Below are 17,136 nucleotides of genomic sequence, written 5' to 3' on the forward strand. Positions count from 1 at the left end.
CCATGGCGCCAGGCCCGGCGCCTACTGCACGAAGCCGATCGTCGATCGCTTGCCGCTGGCACCGGGCAGATCGGCCAGCTCGATGGTGCTGCGGCCGGCCAGCCGGGCATTGCCGAAGGCCGTCATCCAGGCGCGGCGCATCTCGCGCGGGGCGGTGCTGGCCAGGCGTTCGAGCACGGCCTCCGAAGGCTGCTCGTCGAAGCGCTGGCCCCAGTCGTGGCTGGCGCGCAGCTGGCGGTACAGGCGCAGCGCGATGGCGCGCGCCGCATCGGCATCGGGCGCCTGCACCTCGAACACGTTCATGCGGTTGAGGATGGGCTCGGGGATGCTGCGCTCGTCGTTGGCCGTGGCCACCCAGATCACCTGGCTGGCGTCGATGGCGACCTCGGCGAACTCGTCGGTGAAGGCGCCGGCGGTGTCGTGCTCCAGCAGGCTGTACAGCGCGCCCAGCGGGTCGTAGGCGTGCTCGGCGCGCGCCTTGTCGATCTCGTCGACCACCATCACCGGGTTGGCGTACTGGCCGTCGACCAGGGTCTCGAAGACCTTGCCCGGCCGCGCGCCCTTCCATTGGCTGGAGGCGCCGCTGAGCACCCAGCCGGCGGTGAGGCTGCTCATGCTGATGAAGCCCAGGCCCGTGCCCAGCAGCTGCGCGATCTCGCGCGCGAAGTGGGTCTTGCCGATGCCCGGCGGGCCCAGCAGCAGCATGGGCGTGATCTCCAGCGCGTCGCGGCTGTCGGTGCACAGCGCGAGCTGGCGCTTGACGTCGTCGAGCACCGCATTGAAGTTGGGCATCTCGTCGTAGAGATGGTCCATGGCCGGCAGGCCGCCGGGCTTGACCTGGAAGCGCTCGGGGCCCTTCTCCAGCATGCGCTCGTAGGTGGCACGCAGGTTCTCGTGTTCACGCTGGGGCAGCTTGTCGAGGCGCTTTTCCACCTCGTCCAGGCGGTACACCGCCCGCATGCGGGCCACGGGCAGACCGTGGCCGAGGTGAGAAACAGGGACCAGGCCGGTTTCAGCGCTCATCAGGCGGGCTCCTTCCACTTGCACCGAACGTTTGCACGGGACACACGGACGACAAGAGAACCTTGCAGGTGCGTCTTGATTGAAGCAAAGCGTGCCACAAGCAGGCCTTGAATCAAACCCGGTCTCACACCGCAAATCGGGGCATCAGGGCTCGTTCGGCCCCGGCTTGCGGGCAGGCTTCACGCCAGCGCCATGCCGTTCGTCGCCGCTTTCTGCCGCTGGCCGCTGCAAGCCTGCAGACCATCGCAAGCCCGTCGCGGCGCGGGGCGGCGCTGCCTACAGTGCACCCATCGACAAAGCGCAACGCAACACCGCACAGAAGGACACCCCGCCATGAACACCACCGCCCAGAACACCCTGAAGCCCGCCACCCCCGCCCGCCTGTCGGCCCTGGCCCTGGCCAGCGTGATGACGGTGGCCATGCTGCTGGCCGTCAACGGCCTGGCCACCAGCGAGCCCACCGCAGCGCAACTGGCGCACCATGGCGTCACGGCGCCCAAGGCCTGAAACCGCCCCCGGGCCCACGCCGGCCGCCCTGGCGCGGCCCACCGATCACTCCTGAGTCTCAGTCAACACCGAGACCCTTCCAGCCCCGGCTTGCCGGGGCTGTTTTTTTGGGTTCGTGCGCCTTGCACGAACCGCCTCTCTTCGGGGCGGCGCGCCCAGCGCCAGTGCCGCCACGCGGCCAGCCCTGCCCTCAGAACGTGCGGCCCTTGCGGTACTGCGCGTGCTGGCGGCGCGCCAGCGGCGCGGCGGCGGCCAGCGCCGTGAACGAGGCCCCGGCGTGCGCGTGCGAGATGGCCAGGCCCAGGGCGTCGGCCGCGTCCTTGCCGGGCAGCGCGGGCAGCTTGAGCAGGCGCTTGACCATCTCCTGCACCTGGGCCTTGTTGGCCAGGCCGTGGCCCACCACGGCCTTCTTCATCTGCAGCGCCGTGTACTCGGCCACCGTCAGGCCGCCCGAGACCAGCGCGGCCAGCGCGGCGCCGCGTGCCTGGCCCAGCAACAGCGTGCTCTGAGGGTTGACGTTGACGAAGACGATCTCGGCGCAGGCGCAATCGGGCGTGTAGCGCTGCACCACCTCCTTCACGCCCTCGAAGATGATCTTCAGCCGGCCCGGCAGGTCGCCGCGCGGCGCTTCCAGCGTGCTGATGGTGCCGCTGGCCACGTAGGCCAGGCGCGGGCCGTCGGCCTCGATGACGCCGAAGCCGGTGCGCTGCAAACCGGGGTCGATGCCGAGGATGCGCATCAGAGCTTGAAGTACCAGCGGACCGAATGGAAGAACACGGGCGCCGCGAAACACAGCGGCGCCAGCCGGTCCAGCAGGCCCACGGCGCCCGTGACGCTGGCGGTGTTGCCCCAGTAGCGCACGCCGGCGTCCTTCTTCAGCGCCTTCATCACCAGTTCGCCCAGCGTGCCGGCGCCGCCGGCGATGAAGGCCATCGCCAGCGCCTGCCCGGCCTTGAAGGGCGTGACCCAGTACAGCAAGGCCCCCGTGATGCCCGCGGCCAGCGCGCCCGCGAACCAGGCCCGGTAGCTGAAGCTGCGGTCGATGTGGCGCGCCACGGGCCGGCGGCGCAGCCAGCGGCTGCAGGCCTCCTGCACCAGTTGCGCCACCACCGCCACCACCACCAGGAAGAACAGCAGGAAGGCCCCGCGCCCCTCGAAACGCGGGAAGTTCAGCAGCAGCAGCGCGGGCGCGTGGCTCAGGCCGTAGACGCAGACCATGATGCCCCACTGGATCTTCGCGTTGCGCTCCAGGAAGCGCTCGGGGTCGCCGGCCAGGGCACTGGCCACCGGGATGGCGAGGAAGACGTAGACCGGGATGAAGACGGTGAACAGGTCGAAGAAGCGCCCGCCAGCCATCACGTACTGCAACGGCAGCACCACGAAGAACGCCAGCAGCAGGCTGCGGTGGTCGGCCCGGCGCGTGTGCATCAGCGTGATGAACTCGCGCAGCGCGAAGAAGCTGAAGGCGCCGAAGAGCAGCGTGGCCCCCACCGGGGCCGTGACCCACGCCAGCCAGAAGACCAGAGAACCCACCCACAGCGCACGCATGTCGCGCAGCAGGCGCAGGCGGCGGTCGCTCGCCTCGCCCTCGCGACGCAGCAGCAGCAAGGCCAGCAGCGAGCCCACGGCCAGCAGCCCGAAGAGCACCACGAACAGCAGGCTCACCTGCTGGTCGACGCTGAGCTCGCGCAGGGTTCTCATGCGCCGCTCAGGCCAGGTGCGGACGCAAGTCCACCACGGCCTGCCGTGCGCGGGCGAGGAAATCGCGCTTGTCTTCACCGGCCTGCAGTTGCAGCGGCGCGCCGAAGGTCACGGTGCACAGGATCGGCACCGGCACCACCTCGCCTTTGGGCATGACGCGCTGCACGTTGTCGACCCACGCCGGGATCAGCTGCACCTGCGGGAACTGCTCGGCCAGGTGGAACAGGCCGCTCTTGAAGGCCTGCGGCTCGCCCTTGTTGCTGCGCGTGCCCTCCGGAAAGATCACCAGCGAATCGCCGTTGCCCAAGGCCTGCACCAGCGGCTCCAGCGGGTCTTGGTCGTCGGTGCGCGTGCGGCTCACGTAGACGGCGTTGAAGACCTCGCGCGTGATCCAGTGCTTCAGCGGCGTGGCCGTCCAGTAATCCTTGGCCGCGATGGGCCGCGTGACCGCGCGCAGCTCATGCGGCAGCGCCGCCCAGATCAGCACCCAGTCGAGGTGGCTCTGGTGATTGGCGAAGTAGATGCGCTGCTCGGCCTTGGGCGGGCAGCCCTTCCAGTGCCCCTGCGCGCCCGTGATCAGGCGCGCAATGAAGGCCAGCAGGCCGCCCGCAACATCGGCGCGTGTCATGGGCGGAGGGTTTGCGACACCGTCAGTGTCTGAAATGGCGGGTGCCGGTGAAGACCATGGCGATGCCGCGTTCGTCGGCCGCCGCGATCACCTCGTCGTCGCGCATGCTGCCACCGGGCTGGATGACGCAGGTGGCGCCTTCGTCGATCACCACGTCCAGCCCGTCACGGAAGGGGAAGAACGCATCGCTGGCCACGGCCGAGCCGGCCAGACTCAGGCCGGCCGCGTTGGCCTTCACACGCGCGATGCGCGCGCTGTCGAGCCGGCTCATCTGGCCGGCACCCACGCCCAGCGTGGCGCCGCCGCCGCAGAAGACGATGGCGTTGCTCTTCACGAACTTGGCCACCTTCCAGGCGAAGAGCAGGTCGTCCATCTGCGCCGCCGTGGGCGCCAGCCTGGTGACCACGCGCAGCTCGCCCGGCGCCACGTTCTTCACGTCGGGCGTCTGCAGCAGCATGCCGCCGCCCACCCGCTTGAAGTCCAGCGCGTTGGCGTCGGCGCCCAGCGGCACCTCCAGCAAGCGCACGTTCTGCTTGGCGGCGAAGAGCGCCCGTGCCTCGGGCGTGATGGCCGGTGCGATCAGCACCTCCACGAACTGCTTGTGCTCGCCGATCTGCCGCGCCGTGGCTTCGTCCAGCGGACGGTTGAACGCGAGGATGCCGCCGAAGGCCGAGGTGGGGTCGGTCTTCCACGCCTGGATGTAGGCCGCCACCTGGCTGCTGCCTACCGCCACGCCGCAGGGGTTGGCATGCTTGACGATCACGCAGGCCGGCACGTCGAAGGTCTTGACGCACTCCCAGGCGGCGTCGGCATCGGCGATGTTGTTGTAGCTGAGCTCCTTGCCCTGCAGCTGCACCCAGCCGGCCAGCAGGCCCGGGGCGACCTTGGCGTCGCGGTAGAAGGCGGCGGCCTGGTGCGGGTTCTCGCCGTAGCGCATGTCCTGCGTCTTGGTGAGCTGCAGCGTGTAGGTGGCGGGGAAAGGCTCGCGCGCGGGCACGGCGTCGGCCTGTGACTCCACGCCCGGCTGCAGCGCGCCGAGGTAGTTGCTGATCATGCCGTCGTAGGCCGCGGTGTGTGCATACACCTTCTTGGCCAGGCGGAACTTGGTGCTGCGCTGCAGGCCGCCGGCACGCAGCTCGGCCAGCACTTGCGCGTAGTCGCTCGGGTCGATGAGCACCGCCACATCGGCCCAGTTCTTGGCCGCGGCGCGCAGCATGGCCGGGCCGCCGATGTCGATGTTCTCGATGGCGTCTTCCAGCGTGCAATCGGGCCGCGCGGTGGCCATCGCGAAGGGGTAGAGGTTGACCACCAGCAGGTCGATGGTCTGGATGCCGTGCGCGGCCAGCGCGGCCATGTGCTCGGGGAGGTCGCGCCGCGCCAGCAGGCCACCGTGGATGCGCGGGTGCAGCGTCTTCACGCGGCCGTCCAGCATCTCGGGGAAGCCGGTCACTTCGGCCACCTCGGTGACGGCCAGCCCGGCATCGGCCAGCAGCCGCGCGGTGCCGCCGGTGGACAGCAGGCGCACGCCCTGCGCAGCCAGGGCCTGGGCAAATTCGACGACGCCGGTCTTGTCGGAGACCGAGATCAGGGCGGTGAGGGGGGCGTTGCTGGTAGGTGCAGCCAAGATGCGCTTTCCTTGCGGCCGGCGAGGGCCGCGTTCATTTCAGAAGCTTGTGGTCGAGCAGCTTGCGCCGCAGCGTGTTGCGGTTGATGCCCAGCCATTCGGCGGCCTTGCTCTGGTTGCCCTCGGCGTGGCGCAGCACCACCTCCAGCAACGGCTTCTCGGCCGCGCCGAGAAAGAGCTCGTGCAGGTCGGCGGGGTCGGCACCGCGCAGGTCTTTCAGGTACTGCTCCACGCTCGTGCGGATGCAGGCATCGATGTCTTTCTTGCTCATGCGGCTTGGGCCGCCGGCTCGGTGGCTTCGGCGCCGTCTTCATCGTTGGCGGCCAGGGCCGCGGCCTGCTGAGGCAGCAGCGGGTGCGTCTCGGCCAGGGACTCGAAGTAGTCGTTCACCGCGCGCAACTGCGCGCCGGTGTCGTCGATCAGGTTCATCTCGGCGCGGAAGGCCTCGCCGCCGGGCAGGGCCCGCACCGCCCAGCCGATGTGCTTGCGCGCGCTGCGCACGCCAATGTGCTCGCCGTACAGGCCGTAGTGCTGGTGCAGGTGCTCGGTGAGCCAGCGCCGCACCTCGTGCGTGGCCGGCGGCGGCAGGTGCTCGCCAGTGGCCAGGAAATGCAGGATCTCGCGGAAGATCCAGGGCCGGCCCTGTGCCGCGCGGCCGATCATCAGCGCATCGGCGCCCGTGGCGCGCAGCACCTGCAGCGCCTTCTCGGGGCTGTGGATGTCGCCGTTGGCCACCACCGGGATCTTCAGCGCCGCCTTCACCGCGGCCACGGTGTCGTACTCGGCGCAGCCCTTGTAGCCCTGCTCGCGCGTGCGGCCGTGCACGGTGACCATGGCCACGCCCGCACTCTCGGCCATCTTCGCCAGGCGCACGGCGTTGCGTTCGGCCTGGCACCAGCCGGTGCGCATCTTCAGCGTCACGGGCACGTTCAGCGGCGCGCAGGCGGCCACCACGGCCTCGACGATGGCGGTGGCCAGCGGCTCGTCCTGCATCAGCGCCGAGCCGGCCCACTTGTTGCACACCTTCTTGGCCGGGCAGCCCATGTTGATGTCGATGATCTGCGCGCCGCGGTCGACGTTGTAGCGCGCGGCATCGGCCATCTCGGCAGGGTCCACACCGGCGATCTGCACCGCGATGGGCGCCGGCTCGCCTTCGTGGTCGGCCCGGCGCGAGGTCTTCAGGCTCTTCCAGAGCTCACGCTTGCTGGTGACCATCTCGCTGACCGCATAGCCCGCGCCGAGACTGCGGCACAGCATGCGGAAAGGGCGGTCGGTGACACCGGCCATCGGTGCGACGAACAGCTTGTTCGGCAGTTCGATGGAGCCGATGCGCATGGAAGGGAGGGCCGGTGGTGGTGCTGAAAAATGAGGCGCGAGTATAGCCAGCCCACCCGCCAGCGGCCTTGCACGGCCTGGGCCCGGGCGGCCTGCCCATAATCCGGCCTCCCGATGGAAGCCTGGTTCCTGTCCCTCCTGCACACGCTGGCCGAGCCGACCTACGGCCTCGCCGTCGTCTTCCTCGTGGCCGTGGTCTCGGCCACGCTGCTGCCCATGGGCAGCGAGTTCGCCGTCATCGGCCTGCTCAAGCTCAACGCCGATCTGTTCTGGCCGGCCGTGCTGGTGGCCACCGTCGGCAACACGATCGGCGGCGCCATCAGCTGGTGGATGGGCTACGGCGCCGAAGCCCTGTACGAGAAGATCCAGCACAAGAAACTGGAACTGCGGGCCCTGCGCTGGCTGGAGAAGCTCGGCCCCAAGGCCTGCCTGCTGAGCTGGCTGCCCGCGGTGGGCGACCCGCTGTGCGCGCTGGCCGGCTGGCTCAAGCTGCCTTTCTGGCCCTGCGTGTTCTACATGGCCATCGGCAAGTTCCTGCGCTACGTCACGATGACGGCGGCGCTGCTGTGGCTCTTTCCGGGGCAGTTGAGTCTGTAACGGGGTTGTGGCCTTCGCCAGCAGCGCGGCAGGCCGCCACAATGCCGGCCTCTTCTGCCCGCCCTGCCGCAAGCCATGAGCACCGCCACCCCCGCCTACGAACAGCTGGCCTCCACCTGGACGCGCCTGCACAACCTCGAACACCTGCAGGCCATCGCCGGCTGGGACCACGCCGCCAACATGCCCCCCAAGGGCAACGAGGCGCGCGCGGCCGCGCTGGCCGAGATGGCCGCGCTGCTGCACCGCATGCGCACCGACCCGAACCTGGGCCACGGCCTGCAGTGCGCCGAGCAGGAGCCGCTGAGCGAAGAGCAGCGCGCCAACCTGCGCGAGATGCAGCGCCAGTGGCAGGCCGCCACCGCGCTGCCCGAAAGCCTGGTGCAGCGCCAGCAGATCGTCACCTCGCGCTGCGAACACGCCTGGCGCCAGCAGCGCCCGGCCAACGACTGGGCCGGCTTCGCACCGCAGCTCAAGGAAGTGCTGGCCCTGGCGCGTGAAGAGGCCCAGCTGCTGGCCGACAAGAGCGGCCTGCGCCCCTACGACGCGCTGATGGACCGATTCGAGCCTGGCATGCGCTGCACGCAGGTCGATCAGGTCTTCGGCGACGTGCGGCGCTGGCTGCCAGGCCTGATCCAGCAGGTCATCGCCAAGCAGGCGCAGGAAGACGTGATCCTGCCCGTGGGGCCCTTCGCCATCGAGAAACAGCGGGCGCTGTGCGAGCAGGTCATCCGCCTGCTCGGCTTCGATTTCGAGGCCGGCCGGCTCGATGTCAGCACCCACCCCTTCTGCGGCGGCGTGCCGGAGGACGTGCGCCTGACCACGCGCTTCCGCGATGACGAGTTCATCACCAGCCTGATGGGCACCATCCACGAAACCGGCCACGGCCGCTACGAGCAGAACCTGCCGCGCGAGTGGCTCGGCCAGCCCATGGCGCAGGCGCGCAGCATGGCGCTGCACGAGAGCCAGAGCCTGAGCTTCGAGATGCAGCTGGGCAGCCACCCCGGCTTCGTGGCGCGCCTGGCACCCATGGTCACCGCCACCTTCGGCGCGCAGCCGGCCTTCACGCCGCAGAACCTGCACCGGCTCATCACGCGCGTGAAGCCCGGGTTCATCCGTGTCGATGCCGACGAAGTCACCTACCCGGCCCACGTCATCCTGCGCTACGAGATCGAGAAAGCGCTGATCGAAGGCGAGGTCGAGGTCGACGACATCCCGGCGCTGTGGGACGCGAAGATGATGGAGCTGCTGGGCGTCGACACGCGCGGCAACTTCAAGGACGGCGCCATGCAGGACGTGCACTGGCCCTCGGGCCTGTTCGGCTACTTCCCGTGCTACTCGCTGGGCGCGATGTACGCGGCGCAGTGGTTCGCCACCATGCGCCGGCAGATGCCCGACCTGGACGCCCGCATCGGCGCGGGCGACCTCGCCCCGGTGTTCGACTGGCTGCGCGACAACATCTGGACGCAGGCCAGCCGCTGGACCACCGACGAGCTGGCCCGCCGGGCCAGCGGTGAGCCGCTGAACGCGGCCCACTTCAAGGCGCACCTGGAAACGCGCTACCTGGGCTGATTCAGCGCGGCTGGGCAGGGCGGCCGTCGAGCGAACGGCCGTCGTCGAATTCTGTGGGCGCCTCGGCGCGCTGGATGGTCATGAAGTCGGTGTGGCTCATCTCCTCGATGACCACCGTCTTCTCGATGTCGAAGGGCTGGTTGCTGACCTCGGCGCGGCGCGCTTCCAGGCTGTCCATCACGCGGTGCAGCAGGTCCTGCAGCGGCCGGTCGTCTTCAGGCAAGGGCAGGCTGGCCAGTTGCGAGGCGATGCGGCCCAGCGCGGGCGTCGACGCCGCGGCCAGCGCGGGCAGGCCCTCGGCCAGCAGGCCCCGCTCCAGCGCCGCCAGATGAGGCAGCACCTCGCGCGAGCCGCGCACGCGGTCGAGCAGGCGGCCCAGCGCTTCAGCCATCAGCCGCCCGCGCAGGCGGTCTTGGGGGGCAGGGCTGGGCGGTGGGGAAAGGCTCATGTTCGGGCTCGAAGCAGGCGGCGGGCTCGCGCATGGCGCATGTTGCCGCAAGCCAGCCCGCACGTCACCGACGTGGGCGCCGGCAGCGACATTTCGTCACGTTGAGCCCGCCCGGGCGGCCTCAGCGCGCGGCCAGCGCGCGCTCCAGGTCGTTCAACACCTCGTCCAGGCGCTGCAGCGCCCGACCCGCCTCGGTGCGCGAAGCCGGCAGGGCCGCCGGGCGGCGACCGATGCGGCGGCGCAACAAGCGCCGCTGGGCATCGTCCAGCACGGCCTCGTCCAGCACCAGGCCCTGCGCGGACAGCGTGGCGCGCAGTTCGCTGCGGCGTGAACGCAGGTCGGCCCGCGTGTGCTGGTAGGCGTGTTCGGCCAGCACGCGCCGCTGCGAGTAGCCGAAGGTGTTGGCCAGGAACATCTCCGGGTCGGCGTGGTCGGGCTCGAAGAGCAGGATGTCGGTGCCCGGATGGCTGGCCTCGTAGCCCTTCATGCCCAGTTCCAGGCGCGAGTGGATGAGCGAGCGGAAGGTCTGGCTCAGCACCAGCGGCAGGCCGCCGGCTACCAGCTGCGGAATGCGCTCGCTGGCACCGCCCAGCACGCGGTGGCGCGGGGCTTCGCGGGAAGAGGCGCCGCGGGCATCGAAAGGCACCAGCGGGTTCAGGCACAGCAGCAGGTCCAGGCCCTCGTCCAGCAGCACGCGGGCGTGCAGCGTCTTCTTCAGGGCACCGTCCACGTACCAGCGGCCGTTGATGGGCTCGGGTGGGAACAGCCCGGGCAGCGCGGCACTGGCGGCCACGGCCTGCGAGATGGGCACGTGGTCCCAGCCGGGCAGGCCGAAGGGCGCGGCCTCGCCGCTGTCCAGGTCGGTGGCCACCAGCACCAGGCGGCGGCCGCGCTCACGCTGGAGCTGGCGGAAATCGTTGCTGCGGCCGGGTGCGGAGAACACCTGCGCCAGTTGGGCCTGCAGCGCGGCGTTGCTGAACAGTCCCGCAGGCAGCACGCGCCCCAGGCGTTCGGCCGCGGCCAACAAGGTGCGGCCGCGCACGGTGACGTCCCAAGCGGCCTGGCCGGCCAGCCGCGGGGCGGCCAGCAGACGCTGGGCGTACTCCTGCCACGCGGGGCGGAAGAAGAGCCCGGGGCGGATCAGATCGGTGGCCGGCCCCTCGTTCTCGACGAAGGAGGTGCACAGCTGCCTGGGCGTCAGGCCATTGGCGAGGCCCGCGGCGATGAAGCTGCCGGCCGAAACACCGACGTAGCCGTCGAGCGCCGTGAAGTCGAGACCCGGCAGGGCCTCGGCCAGGGCGCAGAGCGCGCCAATCTCGTAGATGGCGCCGAGCGGTCCGCCGCCGGCCAGGGCCAGCCCGATGCGCGGGCGCGTTACGGGCACGGCAAGGCTCGGACGCCGACGTCAGCGGCCTGGATCAGGCGGCAGCTGCCGGCTTGGCGGCGGTCTTGCGGGCGCGCTTGACGGGCGCCTTCTCGGCCACGGCTTCCACGGCGGCGGGCTTGGCCACCGGCTTGGCCTTCACAGCCTTCGCGGCCGGCTTGGCGGCGGCCTTCACGGCAGCCTTCGGCGCCGCGCCCTTGCCCAGCTTGGCCACGGCGGCGGCCAGCGCGTCCACGCGCTCGGCCAGGGCCTGCACGTCCTTCGCGGTGGGCACGCCCAGCTTGTTCAGCGCCTTGGCGGTGCGGGCTTCGAAGATGCTCTCCAGCTTGTCCCAGTTCTGGCCGGCCTTGTTGCTGACGGTGTCGGCCATCGCGCTCATCTTGCCGGTGACTTCGCTGATCTTCTCTTCGGCGATGCCCTGCGTCTTCTTCTGCAGCGTCATGCCTTCCTTGACCAGGGCCTCGAAGACCTTGGTGCCTTCTTCCTGGGCCTTGCTGAAGGCGCCCATGCCGGCCAGCCAGATCTGCTGGGCCGAATCCTTCACGGCGCCGGCCAGTTGACTGTGCTTCGCAGCTTCGGGGGCGCTGGGGGCGGCGGCTTTCGTCTTCTTGACCATGGTGGCTTCCTCTGGGTTGCTGCGGCCGAAGCCGCTTGTTGTGGGGGCTGGTGCCACGGCGCGGAATGCGGCAACACCACGACGATGAATATAGGGTTCCCCCCTGGGGGGCGCAGCCTAAATCTCTAGTGAGACGGCTCTATGCTGTGCGCCCACCGCACCACCCTGAACCATCCCCGCGAGGAGCACTGCATGCAGTATTTCGTGACCGGCGCCACCGGCTTCATCGGCAAGAGACTCGTCAAGGCGCTGCTGGCGCGGCGTGGCGCCAAGGTGCACTTCCTCGTGCGCGCGGGCAGCGAAAGCAAGCTCGCTGCGCTGTACGAGTACTGGGGCCTCAGCGGCTCGGGCAAGGCCCGCGCAGTGCCGGTGACGGGCGACCTCACGGCCAAGAAGCTGGGCGTGGTGGCCGATGCGCTGAAGGCGCTGAAGGGCCAGATCGATGCGGTCTACCACCTCGCTGCCGTGTACGACCTGGGCGCCGACGCCGAGAGCCAGGTGCAGGTGAACGTCGAAGGCACGCGCAACATGGTCGAGTTCGCCAAGGCCATCGACGCCGGGCACGTGCACCATGTCAGCAGCATCGCCGCGGCGGGCCTGTACGAAGGCGTGTTCCGCGAAGACATGTTCGACGAGGCCGAGGGCCTGGACCATCCGTACTTCATGACCAAGCACGAGAGCGAGAAGATCGTGCGCAAGGAGTGCAAGGTGCCCTGGACGGTGTACCGCCCGGCCCTGGTGGTGGGCGACAGCAAGACCGGCGAGATGGACAAGATCGACGGGCCCTACTACTTCTTCAAGCTCATCCAGCGCATGCGGCAGATCCTGCCGCCGTGGATGCCCAGCGTGGGCATCGAGGGCGGCCGCATCAACATCGTGCCGGTGGACTTCGTCGTCGCCTGCCTCGACCACATCAGCCACGACAAGCACAACCACACCGGCAAGTGCTACCACCTGGTGGACCCCAAGGGCTACCGCGTGGGCGACGTGCTCGACATCTTCAGCAAGGCCGCGCACGCCCCGAAGATGAACCTCTTCGTCAACGCCGCACTGCTGGGCTTCATCCCCAAGAGCGTTAAGAAGGGGATGATGGCGCTAGCCCCGGTGCGCCGCATCCGCAACGCGGTGATGAAGGACCTGGGCCTGCCCGACGACATGTTCACCTTCATCAACTTCCCGACGCGCTACGACCGCCGGGAACTCGATGCGGTGCTCAAGGGCAGCGGCATCGAATGCCCCGACCTGCGCGACTACGCCTGGCTGCTGTGGGACTACTGGGAGCGCCACCTCGACCCCGACCTCTTCATCGACCGCAGCCTGAAGGGCACGGTGGGCGGCAAGGTGGTGCTGGTGACGGGCGGCAGCAGCGGCATCGGTCTGGCGGCGGCGCACAAGTTCGCCGAGGCCGGCGCCACCACCATCATCTGCGGGCGTGACCAGGACAAGCTCGACGAAGCCTGCGCCGAGGCCAAGGCCAAGGGCTACAGCTTCGTGGCCTACTCGGCCGACATCGCCGACATGGCCGACTGCGACCGCTTCATCCAGCAGCTCATCGCCGACCACGGCGGCGTCGACTTCCTCATCAACAACGCCGGCCGCAGCATCCGTCGCGCCATCGAAAGCAGCTACGACCGCTTCCACGATTTCGAGCGCACGATGCAGCTGAACTACTTCGGCTGCCTGCGCGTGACCATGGGCCTGCTGCCGGGCATGGCGGCACGCAAGAAGGGCCATGTGGTCAACATCAGCAGCATCGGCGTGCTGACCAATGCGCCACGCTTCTCGGCCTATGTGGCCAGCAAGGCGGCGCTGGACGCCTGGACGCGCTGCGCCAGCAGCGAGTTCGCCGACCAGGGCGTGACCTTCACCACCATCAACATGCCGCTGGTGCGCACGCCGATGATCGCGCCCACCAAGATCTACAACAACGTGCCCACGCTCAGCCCAGAAGAGGCGGCCGACATGATCGCGCAGGCCTGCATCGCCAAGCCGGTGCGCATCGCCACGCGCCTGGGCATCTTCGGCGAGGTGCTGCACGCGCTGGTGCCGCGCATCGCGCAGATCACGATGAACACCACCTTCCGCATGTTCCCCGACAGCGACGCCGCCAAGGGCGAGAAAGGCAAGCCGCAGCTCAGCGCCGAGGCGGTGGCGGTGCAGGCGCTGATGCGCGGCATCCACTTCTGAGACGCACTCGCGCGGCTTCGCCGGCCCTTCATCCGCCCAAGTGACCATCCGTCGCAAGGGTGGATACGGGGCGCAGGGCCGGCATGCAGAATGCCCGGCATCGCTGTCACCCCGAGGCCCTGCCATGCATGCCACCATCGATCCGAATGCCCGCAACCGCCGGCGCCTGTTGAGCCTGGCGCTGCCCGCCGCCCTGGGCGCGGGTCTGTTCGTCCCCGGCGCCGCGCTCGCTGCCCGCGCCGGCATCGGCAAGCTGGGGGTCTTTTCGCTGATGGGCGACGGCTTGCAGTTGGTGTTCGCCGCCCCCGTCACCGACACGCGCCTGGACCGCAACCTGCGCGAGTCGCTGCCCACCAAGAACATCGGCTTCGACCAGGCAGCGCTGCGCGCCGTCACGAAGACCGTGGGCAACCACTACCCGCAGACGCAGCTGCAGATGTTCCGCGCCACGCAGCCGATGACGCTGCCCGAGCAGCGCGCCGTTGCCGACGGCGCAGCGCGCGCCGAGTTGCCGGCCTGGGTGATTGAAGCCATCAACAAGAACGGCCTCACGCACATCCTGCTGATCACGCGCAACCGCGGCGACGCGCGTTTCCCCGTGAACGACGGCTTCAGCGTCGGCCGGGGCGTGGTGGAGGGCATCGGCTACTACCTCGACAACACCACCGAGCTGAAGAACGTGGACACCGGGCTGCCCTCGTCGGGCTTCCTGGGCGCCTTCATGATGGTGCGCCTGCAACTCATGGAGGTGAAGACCGGCGACATCGTCGGCAGCGAGACCATCCGTGTCGGCCGCCTCTTCGCCGGCCGCAAGGACATCGAAGCCGAAAACATCTGGAACGCGCTCGACCCGCAGGAGAAGGTCGACGTGCTGCGCAACATGGTGGAGCAGAACGTCGAACGTGTGCTGCTCGGCGTGCTGGGCGGCGCCAGCATGCGCTGAGGTCGCGAGGCGGGCGCGGCCCGCCTCAGCGCGGCAGGGGCGGGCTCAGGCCTCGGCCACCTGCAGCACCAGCTTGCCGAAGTTCTCGCCCGTGAAGAGCTTGGGCAGCGTGCCGGGGAAAGCGGCCACGCCGCCCGTCACCACGTCTTCCTTGCTCTTCATGCGGCCGTCCTTCAGGTAGCCGGCCATCTCGGCCACCGCCAGGTGGTAACGGTCGGCGTAGTCGAAGACGACGATGCCTTCCATGCGCGCGCGGTTCACCAGCAGGCTGAGGTAGTTCTTCGGGCCCTGCACGGCGGTGGTGTTGTTGTACTGGCTGATGGCCCCGCAGATGATGATGCGGGCCTTGCGGTTGATGCGCGCCAGCACGGTGTCGAGGATCTCGCCGCCGACGTTGTCGAAGTACACGTCCACGCCGGCCGGGCAGTGCTGCTTGAGGCCCTCTCGCACGGCGTCCCACTTGGTGCTGCCCTCGGGTGCCGGGGCCTTGTAGTCGATGCAGGCGTCGAAACCGAGTTCCTTCACCACCCACTCGCACTTGGCCGGCCCACCGGCAATGCCGACCACGCGGCAGCCCTTGATCTTGGCGATCTGACCCACGGTCTGGCCCACGGCACCGGCCGCGCCCGAGACCACCACGGTCTCGCCGGCCTTGGGCTGGCCCACATCCATCAGGCCGAAGTAGCCCGTCATGCCAGGCATGCCCAGCACGTTGAGCCACTGCGTCAGCGTGCCGGCGCGCAGGTCGATCTTGACGAGGCCGCTGCGCTTGAGATGGTCGGCGGCGATGCTCCAGTACTCCTGCACGCCGGGGCCGCCGCTGACGTGGTCGCCCACGGCGAAGGCCGGGTTCTTAGAGGCCACGACCACGCCCACGCCGCCGGCGCGCATCACCTCGCCGATGCCCACGGGCGGGATGTAGCTCTTGCCTTCGTTCATCCAGCCGCGCATGGCCGGGTCCAGGCTCAGCGCCAGCACCTTGACGACCACACCGCCTTCGCCGGGTTCGGGCACGGGCTCCTCGGTGTGCTGCCAGCACTCGGGGCCGGGCAGGCCCTGCGGGCGGGCGGCCAGGCGCACCTGGTGGTTGACAAGCGTGGCCAGCGGGGCGGCGGGGGTGTTCATGGGGGGCTTTCTCCAACAGACGCAGCGCGAGAGTTCGCGCTGCCGGCAGATGCTACCGAGCCCCGGGAGGCGCCGGCGTCGCGTGCGCGACGCGGTACCGGCCTGTAGGAGGCCGCTCGGTCAGGGCGCCTTGCTCAGGGCCGTGACGGTGTACTGGCCGTCCAGCTTGTCGGCGGTGAAGCGCACGCGGTCGCCCACGGCCACGCCGTCGAGCAGCCTGGCCTCGCGCACGCGGAAGACCATGGTCATCGGCGGCATGTCCAGGTGCTTGATCTCGCCGTGTTTCAGCGTGATGCGGCCGGTGGTCTTGTCGAGCTTGGTCACCTCTCCGGCCACGGGCGCACCCTGTGCCCAGGCCGAAGCGGCCAGCACGGCGGCGGTCAAGGCAAGCAGCCAGCGCTTCATCAGAGGTCCTTCCCTGCAAACCGCCAGACGGCGGCCCTGCCTTGGAGTGTGCCGCAGGCCGATGGTTCCTGCAGGCGCGGCTTCCTACAATCGCGCCCGAGCCCACGCCCAGGATCCACCCCCATGAGCAGCCCCGACCCCGACCTGTCCCACATCACGCCGCGCGACCAGGCCGAGATCCTGGCCCAGGCCCTGCCCTACATCCGCAGGTTCCATGGCAAGACGCTGGTGATCAAGTACGGCGGCAACGCCATGACCGACCCGGCGCTGCAGCAGGACTTCGCGGAAGACGTGGTGCTGCTCAAGCTGGTGGGCATGAACCCCATCGTCGTGCACGGCGGCGGGCCGCAGATCGACGACGCCCTGGCCAAGATCGGCAAGAAGGGCACCTTCATCCAGGGCATGCGCGTCACCGACGAAGAGACCATGGAAGTGGTGGAGTGGGTGCTGGGCGGCGAGGTGCAGCAGGACATCGTCGGCCTGATCAACGCCGCCGGCGGCAAGGCCGTGGGCCTGACCGGGCGCGACGGCGGCATGATCCGCGCGCGCCAGATGAAGCTCACCGACAAGGACGACCCAAGCAAGCAGCACGACATCGGCCAGGTCGGTGAGATCACCAGCATCGACCCCAGCGTGGTCAAGGCACTGCAGGACGACCAGTTCATCCCCGTCATCAGCCCCATCGGCTTTGGCGAGAAGAACGAGAGCTACAACATCAACGCCGACTTGGTCGCCGCGAAGCTGGCCACGGTGCTGAACGCCGAGAAGCTGGTGATGCTCACCAACATCAAGGGCGTGCTGAACAAGGCCGGCGAACTGCTGACGGACCTGACGGCGCGGCAGATCGACGAGCTGATCGAGGACGGCACCATCAGCGGCGGCATGCTGCCCAAGATCGCCGGCGCCATCGACGCGGCCAAGAGCGGTGTGAACGCCGTGCACATCGTCGACGGGCGCGTGCCGCACGCGATGCTGCTGGAGATCCTGACCGACCAGGCCTACGGCACCATGATCCGCTCGCACTGAGCGGCCGGCGCGGCGGAG

18 protein-coding genes are annotated in these 17,136 nt (G+C 69.5%); 6 read left to right on the top strand and 12 right to left on the bottom strand.

The genetic code is table 11. The features are described from left to right. Positions 1–21 precede the first annotated feature (21 nt). Positions 22–1,023: an AAA family ATPase gene (locus tag EOE66_RS06355; RefSeq protein WP_128227828.1), complete on the bottom strand. Its 1,002-nt coding sequence runs from the start codon at positions 1,021–1,023 to the stop codon at positions 22–24. A 333-nt stretch (positions 1,024–1,356) separates the two neighbouring features. Here EOE66_RS06355 and EOE66_RS21730 point away from each other — a divergent pair, with 333 nt between their 5' ends. Then, positions 1,357–1,530: a hypothetical protein gene (locus tag EOE66_RS21730; protein WP_164885010.1), complete on the top strand. Its 174-nt coding sequence runs from the start codon at positions 1,357–1,359 to the stop codon at positions 1,528–1,530. Positions 1,531–1,720: 190 nt separating this feature from the next. Here EOE66_RS21730 and ruvC read toward each other — a convergent pair whose 3' ends face one another. The 6 genes from ruvC to dusB are packed head-to-tail and all read right to left on the bottom strand — an operon-like array spanning position 1,721 to position 6,818. Next, the gene (gene ruvC, locus EOE66_RS06360) at positions 1,721–2,269 is read right to left on the bottom strand and encodes a crossover junction endodeoxyribonuclease RuvC (protein WP_128227829.1); all 549 of its coding nucleotides are present in this window, start codon (positions 2,267–2,269) and stop codon (positions 1,721–1,723) included. Then, complete coding sequence (locus tag EOE66_RS06365; protein ID WP_128227830.1) at positions 2,269–3,231, bottom strand: phosphatidate cytidylyltransferase; 963 nt, start codon at positions 3,229–3,231, stop codon at positions 2,269–2,271. Before EOE66_RS06365 ends, ruvC begins: the two co-directional genes overlap by 1 nt. Before the next feature lie 7 nt (positions 3,232–3,238). Then, entirely contained in the window at positions 3,239–3,859 is a 621-nt protein-coding gene (locus EOE66_RS06370) for a lysophospholipid acyltransferase family protein (protein ID WP_128227831.1), read from the bottom strand. 22 nt (positions 3,860–3,881) lie between these two features. After that, positions 3,882–5,483 (bottom strand): bifunctional phosphoribosylaminoimidazolecarboxamide formyltransferase/IMP cyclohydrolase, encoded by a 1,602-nt coding sequence (gene purH, locus EOE66_RS06375; protein ID WP_128227832.1) that lies wholly within the window; start codon positions 5,481–5,483, stop codon positions 3,882–3,884. A gap of 34 nt (positions 5,484–5,517) precedes the next feature. Next, on the bottom strand, positions 5,518–5,754 hold the full coding sequence (locus EOE66_RS06380; protein ID WP_054138631.1) for a helix-turn-helix domain-containing protein: 237 nt from the start codon (positions 5,752–5,754) through the stop codon (positions 5,518–5,520). Further along, positions 5,751–6,818 carry a tRNA dihydrouridine synthase DusB gene (gene dusB / locus EOE66_RS06385; protein ID WP_128227833.1) on the bottom strand — a complete coding sequence of 356 codons (1,068 nt, stop codon included), beginning with the start codon at positions 6,816–6,818 and terminating at the stop codon, positions 5,751–5,753. The genes EOE66_RS06380 and dusB overlap by 4 nt, the downstream gene beginning before the upstream one ends. Before the next feature lie 114 nt (positions 6,819–6,932). Between dusB and EOE66_RS06390 the strand changes: the two genes are divergently transcribed. Further along, positions 6,933–7,415, top strand: a complete 483-nt coding sequence (locus tag EOE66_RS06390; protein ID WP_128227834.1) for a YqaA family protein — start codon at positions 6,933–6,935, stop codon at positions 7,413–7,415. Positions 7,416–7,490: 75 nt separating this feature from the next. After that, positions 7,491–8,984, top strand: a complete 1,494-nt coding sequence (locus tag EOE66_RS06395; protein WP_128227835.1) for a carboxypeptidase M32 — start codon at positions 7,491–7,493, stop codon at positions 8,982–8,984. A 1-nt stretch (position 8,985) separates the two neighbouring features. Here the strand turns inward: EOE66_RS06395 and EOE66_RS06400 are convergent, their stop codons facing one another. The 3 genes from EOE66_RS06400 to EOE66_RS06410 all read right to left on the bottom strand — a co-directional run bounded on the left by EOE66_RS06400 (position 8,986) and on the right by EOE66_RS06410 (position 11,432). Then, positions 8,986–9,432 carry a hypothetical protein gene (locus EOE66_RS06400; protein WP_128227836.1) on the bottom strand — a complete coding sequence of 149 codons (447 nt, stop codon included), beginning with the start codon at positions 9,430–9,432 and terminating at the stop codon, positions 8,986–8,988. 121 nt (positions 9,433–9,553) lie between these two features. Beyond that, positions 9,554–10,816 carry a patatin-like phospholipase family protein gene (locus EOE66_RS06405; protein WP_128227837.1) on the bottom strand — a complete coding sequence of 421 codons (1,263 nt, stop codon included), beginning with the start codon at positions 10,814–10,816 and terminating at the stop codon, positions 9,554–9,556. A 34-nt stretch (positions 10,817–10,850) separates the two neighbouring features. Then, positions 10,851–11,432 (bottom strand): phasin family protein, encoded by a 582-nt coding sequence (locus EOE66_RS06410; RefSeq protein ID WP_128227838.1) that lies wholly within the window; start codon positions 11,430–11,432, stop codon positions 10,851–10,853. A 192-nt stretch (positions 11,433–11,624) separates the two neighbouring features. On the opposite strand from EOE66_RS06410, the gene EOE66_RS06415 reads away from it, so the two are divergent. Both EOE66_RS06415 and EOE66_RS06420 read left to right on the top strand, forming a co-directional pair. Continuing rightward, positions 11,625–13,619, top strand: coding sequence for an SDR family oxidoreductase (locus tag EOE66_RS06415; protein ID WP_128227839.1), 1,995 nt, complete (start codon positions 11,625–11,627; stop codon positions 13,617–13,619). 124 nt (positions 13,620–13,743) lie between these two features. Continuing rightward, a complete protein-coding gene (locus EOE66_RS06420) occupies positions 13,744–14,562 on the top strand; it encodes a hypothetical protein (protein ID WP_128227840.1) in 819 nt (272 codons plus the stop codon). Between the two features lie 45 nt (positions 14,563–14,607). Here EOE66_RS06420 and EOE66_RS06425 read toward each other — a convergent pair whose 3' ends face one another. Continuing rightward, entirely contained in the window at positions 14,608–15,687 is a 1,080-nt protein-coding gene (locus EOE66_RS06425; RefSeq protein ID WP_128227841.1) for an NADP-dependent oxidoreductase, read from the bottom strand. A gap of 120 nt (positions 15,688–15,807) precedes the next feature. Then, the gene (locus EOE66_RS06430) at positions 15,808–16,092 is read right to left on the bottom strand and encodes a copper-binding protein (protein WP_128227842.1); all 285 of its coding nucleotides are present in this window, start codon (positions 16,090–16,092) and stop codon (positions 15,808–15,810) included. Between the two features lie 123 nt (positions 16,093–16,215). On the opposite strand from EOE66_RS06430, the gene argB reads away from it, so the two are divergent. Next, positions 16,216–17,118: an acetylglutamate kinase gene (gene argB, locus EOE66_RS06435; protein WP_128227843.1), complete on the top strand. Its 903-nt coding sequence runs from the start codon at positions 16,216–16,218 to the stop codon at positions 17,116–17,118. Positions 17,119–17,136: the final 18 nt, after the last annotated feature.

Origin of the sequence: Rubrivivax rivuli (genome assembly GCF_004016505.1) — a bacterium.
GTDB lineage: Bacteria > Pseudomonadota > Gammaproteobacteria > Burkholderiales > Burkholderiaceae_C > Rubrivivax > Rubrivivax rivuli.